This is a genomic window from Comamonas sp. Z3, from assembly GCF_008121565.1.
Lineage (GTDB): Bacteria > Pseudomonadota > Gammaproteobacteria > Burkholderiales > Burkholderiaceae_C > Comamonas > Comamonas brasiliensis.
In genome coordinates, this window is the sequence record NZ_VOQU01000003.1 from 759,146 (window position 1) to 776,239 (window position 17,094).

Below are 17,094 nucleotides of genomic sequence, written 5' to 3' on the forward strand. Positions count from 1 at the left end.
ACTACCTAAGCAGTGCTTGCTACCGCACTACATACCCGCTGGCGTTGCTCCGCCGTAATGCTCAGAAAAAACGGTAGCCCCAGCAGAGTTTGGGCCAGTGCCTCGGCATTGGGCGTATCCAGTGACACGCATCGCTGTTGCAGCACGTCGATGTGCTGCAACAGCGGCTGGTACCAGCGCCTCGTCATGATGCGCGCCTGCTGGCAGGCTTGCTCTACCGCCGCACGGGCTAGGGCATTCGGCAGGCGAGCACACAGCACTGTGGGGGCCATCAGCGGGCCGCCCGCGCCCTGGGTCTGCCAAGTCATGCAGTGGCCGCTGGCCTGATCGATTTCATGTATCAAATCAGCCTGTAGTGCTTTTCGTTTATGCGCATGGTGCTCCCATTTTTGCAGTGAAGCCAGACCAATGGCTGCATGATATTCGCTCATCTTGGCGTTACTGCCCAGCCCAGCCAAAGTGCCCACTGGCGCATCAGCGTCAGGATCCAGGTTGATGCCGAAGTTGGAGAGCTGGCGCACCTTGGCCGCTAGGCCAGGACGGGTGGAAACGACCAGCCCGCCCTCGCCCGCAGGCAGACTTTTGGTGGTGTGCAGACTGAAGATCAAGGTACCTTCGACACCTTGCAACCATTGGCTGCCATAGGCGGCCGCGGCGTCGATGACCACGGGCAAGCCGGTATCCCGCTCGAATTGCTGCCAGGCCCGCATGTCGTGGGGCATGCCGAAGGTGGCAACGGGTATCACCGCGTCAATGCGCATGTGCTCGCAGACGGAACGGGCAATGTCGGGCGTGAGCATCCAGGTTTGCGCATTCACATCGGCCAGCACGGGTTGATGGCCTATTCGCACTACGGCAGTGGCTGTGGCGACAAAGGTAAAGGCAGGCAACAGGATGCGTGAACCAGGCTGCAAGTCCAGTGCCTGCAAGACCAGCTCCAGCCCCTGAGTGGCGTTAGCCACCGTGGTGAGTTGCTCTGACCCCAGAACGAATCGCTGTGCAAGCGCACTCTCCAGCTCCTGTACCAGCGGGCCAAAGTTGGAATAGTGCCGAGCGGCATGCATGCGCTCCAGCCAAGGCAACAGCTCCTGGGGAGATGGCATATCGGGCACCAACAATGGCACCCATGGCGGCTGCTGTACAGTCGTCATGCGACAGCATCCATCTCGGCCAATGCTTGCGCTAGATCGACATCGACGCTCAATGCCTTGCGGTCACCGCGCAAATAGTTGAGCCACATGAGCCGATAGGCGTCTTCCAGCTCTTGCGTACGTGAGACATAGTCCATCAACCCACTTTGCTTGAGACGATCGCGCGTCACAGAGCAGCGGCACTGCTGCAAGAATTCGGGATTGTTTATGCATCGCAAGACACGCTCTATATATTCCTGTTCGCTTTTCACTGCCCAATGTCCCAGGCCCAGCCCTTCCAAGATACGCGCAGTTGACGCATCTACGCCACGCTCAGCATCCAGGGCGACGATAGGCATGCCCATCCACAGCGCATGCAAGGTGGTGGTGCCACCGGAGATTGGAGAGGTATCGAGCACGATATCTGCAATATGTCCCATCTCCATAAACCGGTCGAGCGGCTGCTGGTGCAGCACCGAAACGCGATCCAGGGGCATGCCGGCCGTTTCCACACGTGGTTGCATATGGGCCTGGGCGGCATCGGGATTTTCTTCCTTGACCATGATGATGAGACGCGCATCCTCGCGTTCATGCAGGATGCGCGCCCAGATGCGCAGCATCTCGTCGGTGATCTTGGACGAGTTGTTCAGCGATACCAGCGTCGGGTAGCCGTTGCGCAGCATGGGCGGCTCTTCGCATAGCGGGGCATAGGCAGGCGGCGTATAGCTTGCCATGGCGCGCAGATAGAACAAGGTTTCCGAGTAATGCGGAGCATGGCTGGGGGGAGCGATACCCTCATCCACCAGCCGGTAATCCATGGCCTTCATGCCCAGCGTCTGCATATAGCCCAGCCAGGTCACCTGCACGGGTGCGGCACGGCGCGCGAAAACGCCCAGGCGGTGGCCCTGTGTATATCCGGACAAGTCCACGAGCACGTCGATTTCGTCCTGACGGATTCTTTCGCACAGCGCTTCATCGTCCATCTCCATCACATCCAGCCAATGCAGCACCAGGGAGCGCATGTGTTCAGTGGTGCTGTCGCTGGGGCCATTGGAGTAGACATGCACCTCGACGTTGTCCGGATTGTGGTGGGCCAGCACGGGCTGCATGAAAAAGGCCACCGAGTGCTGGCGGAAGTCCGCCGTTACGTAACCTACCTTGAGCTTCTTGCGCGGGCTGCGGTCTGCCACCTTCAAGGGTTTGGCCTTGCGCGTCAGCGGATCGGCAAAGCGCCTGCCCCAGTCGCGTGCTGCTTGCAGTGCCAGCATGGGGTCACGACTGGTGTGTGCGTGGATGTAGGCGCGCATCATCCATTGCGGGCCAAGATTGCCTTTCTTGACAACCTTGTCTATCAGGTCACAGGCTTCCTGCTTGCGTCCCGTGCTGAACAGGGCCATGGCCATCAGATGCTCGGCCTGGACTTCCCTGGGATCAAGCTCCAGCACCGTCTGCAGCGCCTCGATCGCAGGCTTCCAGTCCGACATGCGCGTGTAGGCCAGGCCGATCAGCAGCCACAGTTTCGGATTGCGAACGTCCTGCGCCACCTGCTGCATCAAGGCGGTGAGCGCAGGCACAAACTGATTGGTCTTGATCAGCTGATGGATCTCTTCAAGCTCCGATGGCGTGGCTTGCTGCGGTGTTGAGTTCGCGGTGGTGGAGGGGGAAGACATTGGTACCCAGAGAAATGCAAAAAGTGCACTGGCATGCTGTGCGTAGAGAGCCCGATATGGTGCCACCTCAATATACCTGTCGCACTCTTGGTCATCGGCGAGTTAAGACCCCCAATAGCAGCCCATGAACAGGTACGTCTTTACCTTTCAATTCGGCTGCCGCCCTACAAAAGAGCCTGAAGCTGCCGATCTAGAGAGCAATCACCCGGCTTTTTTCCGTTAACAATCACGGCCCGCCCCCTCACAATCACTTCCCATGCTTGTTCTCATCGGTTATATCGTCGCCTTCGGCTGCATCTTCGGCATGTATGTGCTGCACGGCGGCAGCGTGGGCGTTCTTGTCAAGGCGCTGCCGTTCGAGATGGTGACCATTGGCGGTGGCGCCCTGGGCGCATTCATCGTCAGCAACCAGCCCAAGGTGCTCAAGGCCACGGCCAAGGCGATCCCTTCGGCGCTCAAGCCCTCGCGCTACAACAAGGCGCGCTATATGGAAGTGATGGCGCTCCTGTACGAGCTGCTGCAGAAGGCGCGCAAGGAAGGCCTGATGTCGATCGAGTCCGATGTGGAAGATCCGCAGTCCTCGACGGTGTTCCAGAACTATCCGCAGCTGATGGCCGACCACCATGTCGTCGAGTTCCTGACCGACTATCTGCGCATGATGGTCTCGGGCAATCTCAACTCGCATGAGATCGAGGCGCTGATGGACAGTGAAATCGAAGCCCATCATGCCGAGGCCCATGCGCCGGTGATGGCACTGAATCGTCTGGCGGGCGCCCTGCCGGCCTTCGGCATTATTGCGGCCGTGCTGGGTGTGGTGAACACCATGGCTTTCGTGGGGCAGCCCCCGGCGGTGCTGGGCGGCATGATTGCCTCGGCGCTGGTGGGTACCTTCCTCGGGATCTTGCTGGCCTATGCGCTGGTGGAGCCCATGGCCGCGCTGCTGGAGCAGCGTGCGCAGGATGCGGCCAAGGAGTTCGAGTGCATCAAGGCGACGCTGCTGGCCAGCATGCAGGGCTACAACCCGGGCACGGCCATCGAGTTCGGCCGCAAGGTGCTGTTCTCCACCGAGCGCCCAGGCTTTCTGGAGCTGGAGTCGCACGTCAAGGGTAAGAAGTGATGAGTGCCCGCTCTCGCCAGTATGTTGTGATGGAGCGCTGCCATGGCTGACAAGAAACTGCAGCCCATCATCATCAAGCGTGTCAAGAAGACCGCCCATGCCCACCATGGTGGCGCCTGGAAGATTGCCTATGCCGACTTTGTGACGGCGATGATGGCCTTCTTCTTGCTGATGTGGCTGCTGGGTTCGACCGCTCAGGGCGAGTTGCAGGGGATTGCCGCGTATTTCAATTCGCCGCTGAAGGTGGCGATGTCGGGTGGCAGCGGTGCGGGCAACAGCTCCAGCATCGTGCCAGGCGGCGGCAACGACCTCTCCAAGGTGCACGGCCAGGTGCGTCGTTCCGAGTCCGAGGACAATGCCAACCGCCGCTCCAGCCAGACCATGGGAAGGGCCGATGAGTCCGCGCGCGACGCGCAGCGTCTGCATGCGCTCAAGGCCAAGGTGGACACCATGATTGCCAACAATGCGCGCCTGAACGAGTTTCGCTCGCAGATTCGCACGGAGATCACGCATGACGGCCTGATGATTCAGATCGTCGATGACCAGAACCGCCCCATGTTCGACAGCGGCAGTGCCGTGGTCAAGCCCTACATGCGCGATATCCTGCGCGAGATCGGTGCGGCCATGGGCAATGCAGAAAATCGCATCAGTCTCTCGGGTCACACCGATGCCGCGCCCTACGGCAATGCCGATCGCGGCTACAGCAACTGGGAGCTGTCGGCCGACCGCGCCAATGCATCGCGCCGCGAACTCGTGGCTGCCGGCATGCCGCTGGACAAGCTGGCGCGCGTGGTGGGCATGTCAAGCAGCGACCTGCTGCTGCCCGAGGAGCCGCGCGCGGCGCAGAACCGTCGCATCACGATTACCGTGCTGACCAAGGAGGCCGAGCGCCGTGTGCTGGGCAACGACAAGGAGCGCAGCATGGAGCGCGTGGCCAGTGCCGAAGAGGCAGCCAGCACGATCAACCAACCCAAGGCCCGGCGCGCAGTACCCAGCGCTGTCGACAAGCAGTCTCTGGATGCCAAGGAAGAGTTTGTTGTAACAAACCCTGAAGTTGCTACAGAGGCTGTCGAAAAGCCTGACAATGCACGTCCAACGCCATGAGGTTGACAAATTGTTACCATCACGGCGTGAAAACTTGTTCCCACGCACCTATTCCGACCGAAAGGGCCTCTCGTGGCTAATGCCCTGCGATTTTTGATTGTTGACGACTTCTCCACCATGCGCCGCATCGTGCGCAATCTGCTCAAGGAGAGTGGCTTTGCCGATGCCGATGAGGCCGAAGATGGTGTGGTGGCCATTACCAAGCTGCGTGCTAGCAAGTTCGACTTTGTGGTGACCGACATCAACATGCCGAACATGAACGGCTTTCAGCTGCTCACCGAGATCAAGCAGGATGAAAAGCTCAAGCATCTGCCGGTGCTGATGGTGACCGCCGAAGCCCGCAAGGAAGATATCGTGGCTGCCGCCCAGGGCGGCGCTGCCGGCTATATCGTCAAGCCCTTCACCAAGGCCACGCTGGAAGAGAAGGTCAACCTCATCATCAAGAAACTAGACCTCTGAGCCATGAGTAGCGACCAGGCTTCCGCCAACGTCCACTACAAGATTGGCGTGCTCACGCGCCAGTTGCATAACTCGCTCAACGAGTTGGGCTATGCGGATCGTTTGCGCGGCAGTGCAGGGGAGCTGCCCGATGCGCAAAGCCGCCTGTCCTATATCGCCCGCCTGACGGGCGAAGCTGCCAACAAGGTGCTGGGCCAGGTCGAGGTGACGCAGAACCGCCAGGATGCGCTGGCCGAGCGTACCCGTGCCATGCGTGCAGAACTCATCAAGGATCCCGTGGCCGCAGTAGCCAAGGGGCGTGTGATGAACTATCTGCAGGAGGTGGAAGAGGGTACGGAGCAGACCAATAGCCATCTGACCGAGATCATGATGGCGCAGGACTTTCACGATCTCACCGGCCAGGTGATCGCGCGTGTGGTGGCCCTGGCGGCCGATCTGGAGTCGCAGCTGCTGGAGTTGCTGATCCAGACCTCGCCGGATGTTGCGCAGGCACCTGTCCTGGCGCCTGTGGAAGCCTTGCAGCCCAAGCTGGCAGGTCCGGTGGTGGATCCGGAAAAGACGGCAGACGTGGTGACCTCGCAGTCCCAGGTGGATGATCTGCTGGCCAGTCTTGGCTTTTAAAAATATTGCTGCCTGCGCTTTGCAGATAAGCACTTGAGCCCGAGAAGCCTGATCTTTTGAATGGATCGGGCTTTTTTATTGGGCGCTGCCAGGCGGGCAGGGCGCAAAAAGCCCGCATGTCACTACAACATGCGGGCAAGCCTTGGAGGGCAATCTGCCTTTTGAGCGATGTGCGGCGTCGCGCCGATCACACCTGCATATTCATCACATCGGAGTAGGCCTGCACCAGGCGGTTGCGCACATGCAGCGTGGCCTGAAAGCCGATCTGCGACTTTTGCATGGCCACCATGGTCTGCTCCAGGCTGACCGCGGGGTTTTCCAGCTGTACTTCGCGCTGCAGCTGGCTGGAATGGTTTTGAGCCGAGCTCACCGATTGCAGTGCATTTTGCAAAGCCTGGCCAAAGCCGCCGGCCACGGGCGCGGTGCCGACGCTGCCGACCTTGGTGAGCTGGTTGCCCAGTTGGGCGGGATTGATTGCTGGGATCTTCAGGTCCATATCTTTATCCAACAGGCTTGGTGAGTTGGAGGTGATCGTAGGTTTTTCGCTTGATCGCAGACGGGCAATAAGTGGGTGAATCGGCTCGCTTATCGGGGGAACGCCATGGGCCCGAGTCCGAATAATCCACTGGACGCTAGACCTCGTGTGGGGTCTGACACCATGGAATCAAGATGTCTGCTGTAGCTGAAGTACCTGTCCCCAATGCCGTGCCCGGTGCCACGTATGCGCCCCGCCCTGCGCTTGCGCAGCGCTGGAGTGCGCTCGACCGTGGCCAACGTCTTCGCTGGGGCGCACTGGCGGCCTTGGTCGCCGTCGGTCTGGTGGCGGCGGCGGTGTTCTATCGCCAGCCCGACTACAAGATGCTGTTCTCCAACGTCAGCGACAAGGATGGCGGCGCCATCGTGGCGCAGCTGACGCAGATGAACGTGCCCTACAAGTACAGCGAGGGCGGCGGCGCCATCCTCATCCCCGCAGACCGTGTGCACGATGTGCGCCTGAAGCTGGCCACGCAAGGCCTGCCCAAGGGCTCGGTCACGGGCTTCGAGCTGATGGAGAACAGCAAGTTCGGCATCACCCAGTTTCAGGAACGCCTCAATTTCCAGCGCGGCCTGGAAGGCGAGCTGACCCGCTCCATCCTGGCGCTCAATGCCGTGCAAAGTGCCCGCGTGCATCTGGCCCTGCCCAATCAGAACGGCTTTTTTCGCGAGCAGCAAAAGCCTTCGGCTTCCGTGCTGCTGAGCTTGCATCCGGGCCGCATGCTGGACCGTGCGCAGATCGCGGGCATCGTGCATCTGGTCGCATCCAGCGTGCCCGAGATGGAGCCTTCGGCCGTGAGCGTGGTGGACGACACCGGCAAGCTGCTGTCGCAGTCGCCTGACGGCAATGCCGGCGGCGTGGACATGCAGCAATTCCTCTACACCCAGCAGGTGGAGCAGCAATATGTGCGCCGCATTCTGGACATTCTGGAGCCCGTGGTCGGCAAGAACAATGTGAAGGCCCAGGTTTCGGCCGAGCTGGACTTCAGCCAGACCGAATCGACGTCCGAGCAACATCGTCCCAATCAGTCCACCGACGGCGGGGCCGTGCGCAGCCAGCAGGTGATGGAAACCAATGGCGACAAGACGGCCACTCCACCTACCGGCGTGCCTGGCGCGACCAGCAACCAGCCACCTCAGAACTCTACCGCACCCATCAACGGTGCCAATCCTGCGCCGCAGGCCGCTGGTGCAGGCCAGGGCAACGCCCAGGGCAACAAGCGCGAGTCCATCACCAATTACGAAGTGGACAAGACCGTCAAGGTCACACGTGGCAGCACCGGCACCGTCAAGCGCCTGACGGCGGCGGTAGTGGTCAATGCGCCGCTGGCCGCTGCCGCTGGCACCGATGCGGCGGCAGCGGCAGCGGCAGCCGCAGTCAGCTCCGGCCTGCGTCCCCTGACGGCCCAGCAGCAGGAGCAGCTGCTCACGCTGGTGCGTGAGACCGTGGGCTATAGCGCCGATCGCGGCGACTCGGTGAATCTGGTCAGTGCGCCCTTCATGGACAGCGGTGCCGCACCTGCCGAGCTGCCGATGTGGAAGGACCCCGAGATTCAGGCCATGGCCAAGAGCCTGGGTGTGCCGATTGCGCTGGCGCTGTTTGGTGCCCTGGTGCTGCTGGGCCTGGTGCGCCCCTTGCTCAAGGGACGCAATACCAGCCCCGGCGGCCAGCTCAATGCCATTGAAGCCGAGGCGCTGGACCGCCCCGCTCTGCCCGCACCTGCGAAGGATCTGTCTCCGACGAAGGAGCAGGAGCGACTGGATCAGGCCCGTCATCTGGCCAAGCAGAACCCGATCGCGGTGGCGAACATCGTGAAGACATGGATTAACGGAGAAGGCTAGTCCCCTGGGCGGCTGCGCCGCATCCCCGAGGGGGACGACAGCCTTGCTGCGGGACGGCGGGGCCGCCTAGGCCCTTGCTTGCTGTCACTGGCTAAAGAGTCGTTGGCAAAGCAGGCGATGAGCTGGCCCGGTTTTGGATCATTGAATAGAGAGTTTTGAATATGGACGATAGAGGTCTGAACGACGCTGCCATCTTGCTGGTCTCCCTCGGTGAGGAAGAGGCGGCCGAGGTGTTCAAGCACCTCACGCCCAAGGAAGTGCAGAAGCTGGGCGAGACGATTGCCCGCATGCGTGGCGTGACGCGGGAAAAGGTGGATTTCGTGATCGACCGCTTCACCAGCGATGCTGCGTCGCAGAGTCTGCTGGTGGACGATGCCAGCGACTATGTGCGCTCGGTGCTCAAGCGTGCCCTGGGCGATGACAAGGCGGCGCTGCTGATCGACCGCATCATGCAGGGCGGCGATATCTCGGGCATTGAAAGCCTGAAGTGGATGGACCCGCTGTCGGTGGCCGAGCTGCTGCGCGGCGAGCATCCGCAGATCGTGGCGGCAATTCTGGTGCACCTGGAGTATGAGCAGGCTGCGGCCGTGCTGATGCAGTTCCCCGACCGGGCACGCAGCGAGGTCATGCTGCGCGTGGCCACACTGGAAGGCATTCAGCCCACGGCACTCAAGGACTTGAACGAAGTGCTGTTCAAGGTGCTGGCGGGTGGAGACAAGGTGCGCAAGACCTCGCTGGGCGGCGTCAAGACCGCAGCCGAAATGCTCAATCAGATGGGCGGCAATGCCGATGTGGCGGTGCTCGATACCATCCGCAACTACGACCCCGAGCTGGCACAGAAGATCATGGACAAGATGTTCGTCTTCGACGATCTGGTCAAGCTCGACGACCGCTCGGTGCAGCTGGTGCTGCGCGAGGTGGTGTCCGAGACGCTGATCGTGGCGCTCAAGGGCGGCTCCATGGAAGTGCGCGACAAGATTCTGGCCAATATGTCAATGCGTGCGGCCGAGTCGCTGCGCGAGGACCTGGAAGGTCGTGGCCCCATGCGTCTGTCCGAAGTGGAAGCCCAGCAGAAGGAAATCCTCAAGGTCGTGCGTCGTCTGGTCGAGGAAGGCCAGGTAACCATCGGCAGCGGCCCGGAGGACAGCTATGTCTAAGGGCCAGCCACCGCGTTCGCACTCGCGCTTTATCCCGCAGGAAGAGATCGACGACAGCACCGTGGTGCAATGGCGCTTCGGCGCGGTGGATGCGCAGAGCGGTGGCGTCTTCGCGCCCGCACAGCCAGCGGCCTTCATCCCGGCAGGGACACCGCACTTCAACGGCTTTTCCCCTTCTATTGCCCATCAGCCGCAGCCACAACCCGAGGTGCAGGCTGTGGAGTCGGTGGAGCCGGCCGCCCCGGCTTTCGACGAGGAGCAGCTGCAGCAGATGCTGGCGCAGGCACGCGCCGAGGGCCATGCACAGGGCCTGGCCGAAGGCCGCACCCAGACCCAGCAGCAATGGCAGCAGCACCTGGACGACCATATCAATGGAGCAGGCCGCGAGAGCGCGCAACGTATCGATGGCGTGTTGCAGGGCCTGGAAGACAACTTCAAGCAGCTGCAGTCGGGCATGGCCCAGGAGTTGCTGAATCTGGCCTGCGACATCGCACGCCAGGTGGTGCGCCAGGAGCTGCGCAGCCAGCCCCAGGCCTTGCTGCCCGTGATTCGCGAAGCACTGGACATGCTGGTCGAGGAGAGCCGCCCGGTGACCGTGCGCCTGAACCCCGCAGACTTTGAGCTGCTCGATGAGGCCCTGCGTGCCGAGCATGGTGCGCACAGCCGTATCCAGTGGCTGGGCGATGCCACGATTGCCCAGGGCGATGTCAAGGTGGAATCCGGCGGCTCCGAGATCGACGGCGGTCTGGACAAGCGCTGGCGCCGTGCTGTGGCGGCTCTGGGGCTGGTCTCCACCTGGTATGACGGAGACAAGCCATGAACGCCTGGCAGCAGTTCATGAGCCAGGCGCGTGCTCGCTATGCCGAGCCGGTGCCACTGGAATGCCAGGGCCATCTCACGCGCCTGACCGGCATGGTGCTGGAGGCCTCGGGGCTGCGCGTTCCCGTGGGGGCGCAATGCCATATTCATCAGCACGGGCAGGAACCTGTGCTGGCCGAGGTGGTCGGTTTTGCCGGCGAGCGCGCCTTTCTGATGCCCGCGGGCGATATTCAGGGTCTGTCCAGCGGTGCCATGGTGACGCCGGCAGCTCCATTTGTTCCCGTGCCCCAGCTGGGCGTGGCGGAGACCGAGAAGGTCAGGCAGACCGTGGGCGTGCTGCGCCTGCCCATGGGCGATGGCCTGCTGGGGCGCGTGGTGGATTCGCAAGGAATCCCGCTGGATCGCGGCCCGGCGCTGGAGGGCGTGGTGCCCGAGGTGCTGGATCGCAACCCCATCAACGCCATGGACCGAGACCCCGTGCGGGAGTCGCTGGATACCGGTGTCAAGGCGCTGAATTCGCTGCTGACCGTGGGGCGCGGCCAGCGTCTGGGTCTGTTTGCCGGCTCGGGTGTGGGCAAGTCCGTGCTGCTGGGCATGATGGCGCGCTACACCCAGGCCGACGTGATCGTGGTGGGCCTGATCGGCGAGCGTGGCCGCGAGGTCAAGGAGTTCGTCGAGGACATCCTGGGCGCCCAGGACCGCAGCCGTGCCGTGGTGGTGGCCGCCCCCGCCGATGCGCCGCCGCTGCTGCGCATGCAGGGTGCCAGCTACGCCACGGCGATTGCCGAGCATTTCCGCGACAAGGGCAAGCATGTGCTGCTGCTCATGGATTCGCTGACTCGCTATGCGATGGCCCAGCGCGAAATCGCCCTGGCCATCGGCGAGCCGCCGGCCACCAAGGGCTATCCGCCATCGTGCTTTGCCAAGCTGCCTGCGCTGGTGGAGCGCAGCGGCAACGGCCTGCACGGCGTGGGCTCGATCACGGCCTTCTACACCGTGCTGTCCGAAGGTGACGATCAGCAGGATCCGATTGCCGATGCGGCCCGCGCCATTCTCGACGGTCACGTCGTGCTCTCGCGGGCGCTGGCCGAGACCGGGCATTACCCGGCCATCGACATCGAACAGTCGGCTTCGCGCGTCATGCACAACGTGGTTTCGCGCGAGCATTTCGAGCTGGCACGTCGCTTTCGCGCCGTCTATTCGCGCTATCAGAAGGGGCGCGATCTGGTGCAGGTCGGCGCCTATGTCCCAGGCTCCGATCCGCAGCTGGACGAGGCGATTGCGCTGCAGCCCGCCATGACCGGGTTTCTGCAGCAAAGCATGTTTGAAAGCTCCAGCATGGAGCAAAGCCTGGCCGGCATGGCGCAAGCCATGCAGCGGGGCTGAGACTAAACGGGTTAGCCAGAGGGAGAGTCGCAGATGTCGTCCTTGAATGCCTTGAACGTCGCCATTGAAGCCGCAGAACGCAAGCGCGATGCGGCCCGCACCGCCTTGCAGGAGCGTCAGCGCGCTCAGCAGGCGGCGCAGGCCCAGATGGATCAGCTGCAGGGCTATGTCCTGGAGATGCAGACGCGCTGGGGGGCCCAGGAAGGGCTGGCCGTGCAGCCAGAAGTCATGCATCACCAGTACCAGTTCATGGAGCGCCTGCAGCACGCCATCGGCTTGCAGACCCGTGTGGTGGCAGATCAGGACATTCGGCTGGAGACCGCACGCCAGGCCCTGCTGGCGGCCGAGCTACGCGTGACCAGTCTGCAGAAAGTGGTGCAGGCCCGCCGCCGTGATGTGGCACTGGCCCAGATGCGCCGCGAGCAAAAAGATACTGACGAACGCGCCACCATGGCCTTTTTTCGACGCAGCTTCGGCCTGCAACTCCAGGAGGCCTGAGCATGGCGGAAACCAGAATTGATGGCCCGCGCGGCGGCGAAGCGCGCACCGGCAAGGCCATGGCACAGTCCATGAGCTCGGCCAAAAGCGCTACGGCCGCGGCAGGCGAGCCCGGCCAGGGCTTTTCATCGCTGCTGGCATCGCTGGACGGATTCGTGGCTGCCGGCCTGCCGCAGACGGCGCTGCAGCCTGCCGAGGTGCCGGACGTGAAGCTGGCTCCAGGCGAGCAGGATGAGCTGCTGATCGCTCAAGGCCATGCGCCGTGGATGACCCTGGTGGGACAGACCGCCCAGCTGGATGGACAGGGGGACACCGATTTGCGCCAGGGCGTGGCCACCGACTTTCTTTCAGGCAGAGGCCATGCCGCTCAACTGGCCCATCGCCAGGCTTTGCAGCCCGGGTCCGAGCAGGCGCATGCCGCATTCATGGGCAAGGATTTACATTCAGATCAGGCTCAAACGTATACGGTGAAAGCGCAGGCAGCTATAAGTTCTGATGAGGCTGCTTTACAGCCGCAGCAGGATTCAGCCGCGCAGGGGCAGGACGGCGGGTACAGCGCACTGGCTTTGGTGACTGAAGAGGCGCCTGCTGCGCGCATCGAGCCTGCCGTGCACAAGGCGCAGGCAGTGCCGCAGCAAGGCATCAGCCTGCAGGGCATGACGGCCGTGCAGCCGCAGGCCCTGGAAGGGCTCAAGGATTTGCTGCGTGCGGCCCGCTCGCCCCAGCAGGATGAGGCTGCGCCGCAGGGCAAGACGGCGGCAGTGCAGGGCGGGGCAGACTTGCAGGCCGCAGCCGCTGCCGCAGGGGTCGCCATGGGAGCGGCGAGCGCCGGCATGCAGGGCGGCGGCCAGAACAGCTCCGACTTCGGCCAGAGCCTGGCAGGACAGGATGCTGCACCGACAGAGCGCGAGCAGGAGGTGTCCGAGCAGGTGGCCTTCTGGGTGCATCAGAAAACGCAGAATGCCGCGCTGTCTATCCAGCATGAGGGCAAGGCTATCCAGGTCCAGGTGCAACTGAACGGCCAGGAGGCGCATGTGCGCTTTGCCGCGGGCGATGAGCAGGCACGTCAGCTGCTGGCTGACGGCCAGGCTCAGCTGCGCGAGCTGTTGCAGGCGCAGGGGCTGAATCTGAGCGGCGTCAGCGTGGATGCGGGCGGTGCTGGCGCCCGGTCCGGGGGCGACAGCCAGGGCGAGGATGCCCAGCGCGGCCAGGCCAGGGTGTCCCGGGTCTCGGTCAATGCTGCCGAGCTGCCCATGGGTGCGGCCAGCGCCCGCAATGGCGCGCGGCCGCTGCAGTCCGGGGTGGACCTTTTCGTGTAAATGATCAGAGTCGGTTCACGGAAGCAGTGAGCCGGACATGGTGCGAAACCCGGAATGAAGCCGGGTTTCGCGCTTTTATTCGGGCAATGGTCGGCAGGGCGGGCGGCGAATAATTCAGGCGTGGATCTTCCGTGTCGCGGCAATGGCTGCGGGGTGGATGCAGTCCCCCACTCTTGAGGAATACCCGCCGTGTCAGCCAATCCCAATGCCGCCCCTGTCGCACCTGCTCCTGCCAAAAGCAAGAAGCTGATCGTCATCGTGGCCATCGTTGCCGTGCTGGCCATTGTGGCTGCCGCGGCCTATGTGCTGATGATGCAGCGCCAGCACAGCAGCGCCGATGGCGAAGAAGAAGTCAGCGCCAAAGCCACAGTGCCCACTTTCCTGCCGCTGGACAATATGGTGGCCAATCTGGCCGATCCCGGTGGCGACCGCTTTGTGCAGCTGGGCATCACGCTGGAGCTGTCCGACGAAAAGACGGCTTCCACCGTCAAGCAATACCTGCCCAGCATCCGCAACGGCATTCTGATGCTGGTGTCCCAGCGCACGGCCGACGAGCTGCTGGCGCGCGAGGGCAAGGAAAAGCTGGCCGCCGACATCCTGACCGAGGTCTCGGCGCCGCTGGGCTTCGGCCCGAGCGCCAAGAAGCGTTCGCGTGACGACGAGGACGCCGACGAAGACAGCCCGCGTGCCAATCGCAAGGGGCCTGTGCGTCGCGTGCTGTTCTCCAGCTTCATCATTCAGTAAGCAGGGAGGGAGTGCATGAGCGATTCTTTTCTCTCCCAGGAAGAGGTTGATGCTCTTCTTGAAGGCGTTACGGGCGAAAGCCAGCGTTCCGAAGTGGTGGAGGTCGATCTCGGCCAGGTCCGCAGCTACGACATCTCCAGCCAGGAACGCATCGTGCGTGGGCGCATGCCCACCATGGAAATTGTCAACGAGCGCTTTGCCCGCAACTTCCGCATCGGCCTGTTCAACTTCATCCGCCGCAGCCCCGAGGTTTCCGTCGGCACGGTGACGGTGCAGCGCTACAGCGCTTTCCTGCGCGAGCTGGCCGTTCCCACCAATTTCAACATCATGGCCATTCGCCCGCTGCGCGGCAATGGTCTGATCGTCTGCGATCCCTCGCTGGTGTTCGGCGTGATCGACACGCTGTACGGCGGCACGGGTCGCCTGCAGACCCGCATCGAGGGGCGCGACTTCTCGACCACCGAGCAGCGCGTGATCAACCGCATGGTCAACGTGATCTGCGAGGAATACAAAAAAGCCTGGCATGGCATCTATCCGCTGGAGCTGGCCTATCAGCGCTCGGAAATGCAGCCGCAGTTCGCCAACATCGCCACACCCAGCGAAATCGTGGTCTCCACGGCCTTTCAGCTGGAGATCGGCGATATCTCGGGCTCCATCCACATTTGCATGCCTTATGCGACGCTGGAGCCTATTCGCGACGTGCTGTATTCGTCGACTCAGGGCGATGCCATCGAAGTGGACCGCCGCTGGGTCAAGGTGCTGACGCGCGAGATTCAGGCCGCGGAGGTCACGCTGGTGGCCGAGCTGGCCCGCGCCGATGCCACGGTGGAACAGTTGCTGGCCATGCGCCCGGGTGACTTTATCGAGCTCGACCGCGAGCCGCTGATTCGCGCCTCCATTGGTGGGGTGCCGGTTTTCGAGTGCCAGTACGGCACGCACAACGACAAATATGCAATCCGCGTGGAACGCAGCCTGCGCGGCGGCGATACCAGCTGGATGGGAGAGAAGCATGGCAATTGACGACAACAACAAGCCCGCGGGCGACGATCCGTTCTCCGGCTGGGCCGAGGCGCTGGAAGAACAGCGTCAGCATGACCAGGCCGTCGAAGGCCCCGACCTGTCCGATCAGGGTGGGCCGCTGGCGGGCGACGCCGCTCGCAGCTATGGCGATGTGCCGGTGCACGATATCAACATGGTGCTGGACATTCCGGTTCAGCTGTCCGTGGAGCTGGGCCGCACCAAGGTGCCCATCAAATACATTCTGCAACTGGCTCAGGGCTCGGTGGTGGAGCTCGATGCTCTAGCCGGTGAACCCATGGATGTGCTGGTCAACGGCTACCTGATCGCCCAGGGCGAAGTGGTGGTGGTCAACGACAAGTTCGGTATCCGTCTGACGGACGTGGTAACACCGTCCGAGCGCCTGCGCCGGGTCAGCCGTGGTTGAGAATACGGCCAGCTCTGCGGCTGCTGCCCCCTCCATGTGGCCCACGCTGCTGCTGGTCGTCCTGTTCGTGGCGGTCATGGCGGCATTGCCCTGGCTGGTGCGCCGTCTGCAGCAGAAAAACCTCCTGCCGCGCGGCATGGGCATGGCCCGTGGAGCCTCTGCCGTGCCGGCGCAGGTGCTGGGAACGCTGGCCATTGGCCCGCAGCAGCGGGTGCTGACCGTGCAGCTGGGTGAAGGGGAGCAGGCCGTGCGCCTGGTGCTGGGCGTGACGGCGCAGCAGATTCAATGCCTGCATGTGCTGCAAGACCCGTCCGCGACTTTGCAATCGGCCCCTGCAGCCCATTCACCTGCCGTCTCATCGTTCACCGACTCGCTGATGCGTGCGCAGGCCGACGAAGTGGCCCGGAATTCTGGAAATGTCTAAATTCGTCTCTCGTGCTGCTGCAGCTGCCCTGCTGGCGATGCCCCTGATGGCCGCAGCCCAGGGCGCACCCGCCAGTCTGCCGCTGCTGGTAGGCCAGGGCGCGGGCGGCACCAGCTATTCGGTGCCCATCCAGACATTGCTGTTCTTCACGGCGCTGTCCTTTCTGCCCGCCATCCTGCTGCTGATGACGGGTTTCACCCGCATCGTCATTGTGCTGAGCCTGTTGCGCCAGGCGCTGGGCACGCAGTCTGCGCCGCCCAATCAGGTGGTGATCGGCCTGTCGCTGTTTCTCACCATGTTCGTGATGGGGCCCACGCTGGACAAGGTCTATCAGGACGCCTATCTGCCTTACACGCAGAACAGCATCAGCTTCGAGCAGGCCATTGAAAAGGCCGAAGCCCCAATGCGCGGCTTCATGCTCAAGCAGACGCGCCAGTCGGACTTTGCGCTGTTCAAGCGCCTGGCCAAGCTGGATGCGAATGTCACGGCGGAAACAGCACCTCTGCGGGTGCTGGTGCCGGCCTTTGTGACCAGCGAGCTGAAGACGGCCTTCCAGATCGGCTTCATGATCTTCATTCCGTTCCTGATCATCGACATGGTGGTGTCTTCCATCCTCATGTCGCTGGGCATGATGATGCTCTCGCCCGTGCTGGTGGCCCTGCCGTTCAAGCTCATGCTGTTTGTGCTGGCCGATGGCTGGAACCTGATCATCGGCTCCCTGGCGGCAAGCTTTGCTACATGAGATACCGCCCTGAGGCGCTTGCCTAGGCGGCCCTGCGCCATCTTAGGTGCGGGGCGGCCCTTCCCCGGTGTCTCGCACATTGAG

The 17,094-nt window shown here is 62.9% G+C and carries 18 protein-coding genes; 15 read left to right on the forward strand and 3 right to left on the reverse strand.

Annotated features, from left to right (window positions below):
* Nucleotides 1-5: 5 nt before the first annotated feature.
* Nucleotides 6-1,151, reverse strand: a complete 1,146-nt coding sequence (locus FSY59_RS12025; RefSeq protein ID WP_187427908.1) for a DegT/DnrJ/EryC1/StrS aminotransferase family protein — start codon at nucleotides 1,149-1,151, stop codon at nucleotides 6-8.
* Nucleotides 1,148-2,800 carry a glycosyltransferase gene (locus FSY59_RS12030; protein ID WP_148729013.1) on the reverse strand — a complete coding sequence of 551 codons (1,653 nt, stop codon included), beginning with the start codon at nucleotides 2,798-2,800 and terminating at the stop codon, nucleotides 1,148-1,150. Before FSY59_RS12030 ends, FSY59_RS12025 begins: the two co-directional genes overlap by 4 nt.
* Before the next feature lie 256 nt (nucleotides 2,801-3,056).
* Here FSY59_RS12030 and motA point away from each other — a divergent pair, with 256 nt between their 5' ends.
* The 4 genes from motA (at nucleotide 3,057) to FSY59_RS12050 (ending at nucleotide 6,101) form a co-directional block, all read left to right on the forward strand.
* On the forward strand, nucleotides 3,057-3,917 hold the full coding sequence (gene motA / locus FSY59_RS12035) for a flagellar motor stator protein MotA (RefSeq protein WP_003059167.1): 861 nt from the start codon (nucleotides 3,057-3,059) through the stop codon (nucleotides 3,915-3,917).
* A 42-nt stretch (nucleotides 3,918-3,959) separates the two neighbouring features.
* On the forward strand, nucleotides 3,960-5,021 hold the full coding sequence (gene motB / locus FSY59_RS12040; protein WP_043370714.1) for a flagellar motor protein MotB: 1,062 nt from the start codon (nucleotides 3,960-3,962) through the stop codon (nucleotides 5,019-5,021).
* A gap of 72 nt (nucleotides 5,022-5,093) precedes the next feature.
* Nucleotides 5,094-5,480, forward strand: coding sequence for a chemotaxis response regulator CheY (gene cheY / locus FSY59_RS12045; RefSeq protein ID WP_003059161.1), 387 nt, complete (start codon nucleotides 5,094-5,096; stop codon nucleotides 5,478-5,480).
* 3 nt (nucleotides 5,481-5,483) lie between these two features.
* Complete coding sequence (locus FSY59_RS12050) at nucleotides 5,484-6,101, forward strand: protein phosphatase CheZ (protein WP_003059158.1); 618 nt, start codon at nucleotides 5,484-5,486, stop codon at nucleotides 6,099-6,101.
* Nucleotides 6,102-6,288: 187 nt separating this feature from the next.
* Here the strand turns inward: FSY59_RS12050 and fliE are convergent, their stop codons facing one another.
* Nucleotides 6,289-6,597, reverse strand: coding sequence for a flagellar hook-basal body complex protein FliE (fliE, locus tag FSY59_RS12055; RefSeq protein WP_148729014.1), 309 nt, complete (start codon nucleotides 6,595-6,597; stop codon nucleotides 6,289-6,291).
* 173 nt (nucleotides 6,598-6,770) lie between these two features.
* Here fliE and fliF point away from each other — a divergent pair, with 173 nt between their 5' ends.
* The 11 genes from fliF (at nucleotide 6,771) to fliP (ending at nucleotide 17,010) form a co-directional block, all read left to right on the forward strand.
* Nucleotides 6,771-8,477, forward strand: coding sequence for a flagellar basal-body MS-ring/collar protein FliF (gene fliF / locus FSY59_RS12060; RefSeq protein ID WP_148729015.1), 1,707 nt, complete (start codon nucleotides 6,771-6,773; stop codon nucleotides 8,475-8,477).
* A gap of 161 nt (nucleotides 8,478-8,638) precedes the next feature.
* Nucleotides 8,639-9,634 (forward strand): flagellar motor switch protein FliG, encoded by a 996-nt coding sequence (gene fliG / locus FSY59_RS12065; protein WP_003059149.1) that lies wholly within the window; start codon nucleotides 8,639-8,641, stop codon nucleotides 9,632-9,634.
* Nucleotides 9,627-10,454, forward strand: a complete 828-nt coding sequence (locus tag FSY59_RS12070; RefSeq protein ID WP_043370715.1) for a FliH/SctL family protein — start codon at nucleotides 9,627-9,629, stop codon at nucleotides 10,452-10,454. The genes fliG and FSY59_RS12070 overlap by 8 nt, the downstream gene beginning before the upstream one ends.
* Complete coding sequence (fliI, locus tag FSY59_RS12075) at nucleotides 10,451-11,839, forward strand: flagellar protein export ATPase FliI (protein WP_019043215.1); 1,389 nt, start codon at nucleotides 10,451-10,453, stop codon at nucleotides 11,837-11,839. The genes FSY59_RS12070 and fliI overlap by 4 nt, the downstream gene beginning before the upstream one ends.
* Nucleotides 11,840-11,872: 33 nt before the next feature.
* Complete coding sequence (fliJ, locus tag FSY59_RS12080; protein WP_003059142.1) at nucleotides 11,873-12,337, forward strand: flagellar export protein FliJ; 465 nt, start codon at nucleotides 11,873-11,875, stop codon at nucleotides 12,335-12,337.
* A gap of 2 nt (nucleotides 12,338-12,339) precedes the next feature.
* Nucleotides 12,340-13,656: a flagellar hook-length control protein FliK gene (locus FSY59_RS12085; RefSeq protein WP_148729016.1), complete on the forward strand. Its 1,317-nt coding sequence runs from the start codon at nucleotides 12,340-12,342 to the stop codon at nucleotides 13,654-13,656.
* A gap of 189 nt (nucleotides 13,657-13,845) precedes the next feature.
* Nucleotides 13,846-14,400, forward strand: coding sequence for a flagellar basal body-associated protein FliL (gene fliL / locus FSY59_RS12090; protein ID WP_003059136.1), 555 nt, complete (start codon nucleotides 13,846-13,848; stop codon nucleotides 14,398-14,400).
* 15 nt (nucleotides 14,401-14,415) lie between these two features.
* Nucleotides 14,416-15,420 carry a flagellar motor switch protein FliM gene (fliM, locus tag FSY59_RS12095; protein WP_003059133.1) on the forward strand — a complete coding sequence of 335 codons (1,005 nt, stop codon included), beginning with the start codon at nucleotides 14,416-14,418 and terminating at the stop codon, nucleotides 15,418-15,420.
* Nucleotides 15,410-15,844 carry a flagellar motor switch protein FliN gene (gene fliN, locus FSY59_RS12100; RefSeq protein WP_003059131.1) on the forward strand — a complete coding sequence of 145 codons (435 nt, stop codon included), beginning with the start codon at nucleotides 15,410-15,412 and terminating at the stop codon, nucleotides 15,842-15,844. Before fliM ends, fliN begins: the two co-directional genes overlap by 11 nt.
* A 34-nt stretch (nucleotides 15,845-15,878) precedes the next feature.
* Nucleotides 15,879-16,268 (forward strand): flagellar biosynthetic protein FliO, encoded by a 390-nt coding sequence (locus tag FSY59_RS12105; protein WP_050874586.1) that lies wholly within the window; start codon nucleotides 15,879-15,881, stop codon nucleotides 16,266-16,268.
* The gene (gene fliP, locus FSY59_RS12110; RefSeq protein WP_003059128.1) at nucleotides 16,261-17,010 is read left to right on the forward strand and encodes a flagellar type III secretion system pore protein FliP; all 750 of its coding nucleotides are present in this window, start codon (nucleotides 16,261-16,263) and stop codon (nucleotides 17,008-17,010) included. Before FSY59_RS12105 ends, fliP begins: the two co-directional genes overlap by 8 nt.
* Nucleotides 17,011-17,094: the final 84 nt, after the last annotated feature.

Bases quoted from the DNA above. Each gene is read 5' to 3' on its own strand.
- fliM (WP_003059133.1), top strand. From the start codon at position 14,416: ATGAGCGATTCTTTTCTCTCCCAGGAAGAGGTTGATGCTCTTCTTGAA.
- FSY59_RS12050 (WP_003059158.1), top strand. From the start codon at position 5,484: ATGAGTAGCGACCAGGCTTCCGCCAACGTCCACTACAAGATTGGCGTG.
- fliJ (WP_003059142.1), top strand. From the start codon at position 11,873: ATGTCGTCCTTGAATGCCTTGAACGTCGCCATTGAAGCCGCAGAACGC.
- motA (WP_003059167.1), top strand. From the start codon at position 3,057: ATGCTTGTTCTCATCGGTTATATCGTCGCCTTCGGCTGCATCTTCGGC.
- FSY59_RS12105 (WP_050874586.1), top strand. From the start codon at position 15,879: ATGTGGCCCACGCTGCTGCTGGTCGTCCTGTTCGTGGCGGTCATGGCG.
- FSY59_RS12030 (WP_148729013.1), bottom strand. From the start codon at position 2,800: ATGTCTTCCCCCTCCACCACCGCGAACTCAACACCGCAGCAAGCCACG.
- FSY59_RS12025 (WP_187427908.1), bottom strand. From the start codon at position 1,151: ATGACGACTGTACAGCAGCCGCCATGGGTGCCATTGTTGGTGCCCGAT.
- fliG (WP_003059149.1), top strand. From the start codon at position 8,639: ATGGACGATAGAGGTCTGAACGACGCTGCCATCTTGCTGGTCTCCCTC.
- fliN (WP_003059131.1), top strand. From the start codon at position 15,410: ATGGCAATTGACGACAACAACAAGCCCGCGGGCGACGATCCGTTCTCC.
- fliP (WP_003059128.1), top strand. From the start codon at position 16,261: ATGTCTAAATTCGTCTCTCGTGCTGCTGCAGCTGCCCTGCTGGCGATG.
- FSY59_RS12070 (WP_043370715.1), top strand. From the start codon at position 9,627: ATGTCTAAGGGCCAGCCACCGCGTTCGCACTCGCGCTTTATCCCGCAG.
- fliI (WP_019043215.1), top strand. From the start codon at position 10,451: ATGAACGCCTGGCAGCAGTTCATGAGCCAGGCGCGTGCTCGCTATGCC.
- fliE (WP_148729014.1), bottom strand. From the start codon at position 6,597: ATGGACCTGAAGATCCCAGCAATCAATCCCGCCCAACTGGGCAACCAG.
- fliF (WP_148729015.1), top strand. From the start codon at position 6,771: ATGTCTGCTGTAGCTGAAGTACCTGTCCCCAATGCCGTGCCCGGTGCC.
- FSY59_RS12085 (WP_148729016.1), top strand. From the start codon at position 12,340: ATGGCGGAAACCAGAATTGATGGCCCGCGCGGCGGCGAAGCGCGCACC.
- motB (WP_043370714.1), top strand. From the start codon at position 3,960: ATGGCTGACAAGAAACTGCAGCCCATCATCATCAAGCGTGTCAAGAAG.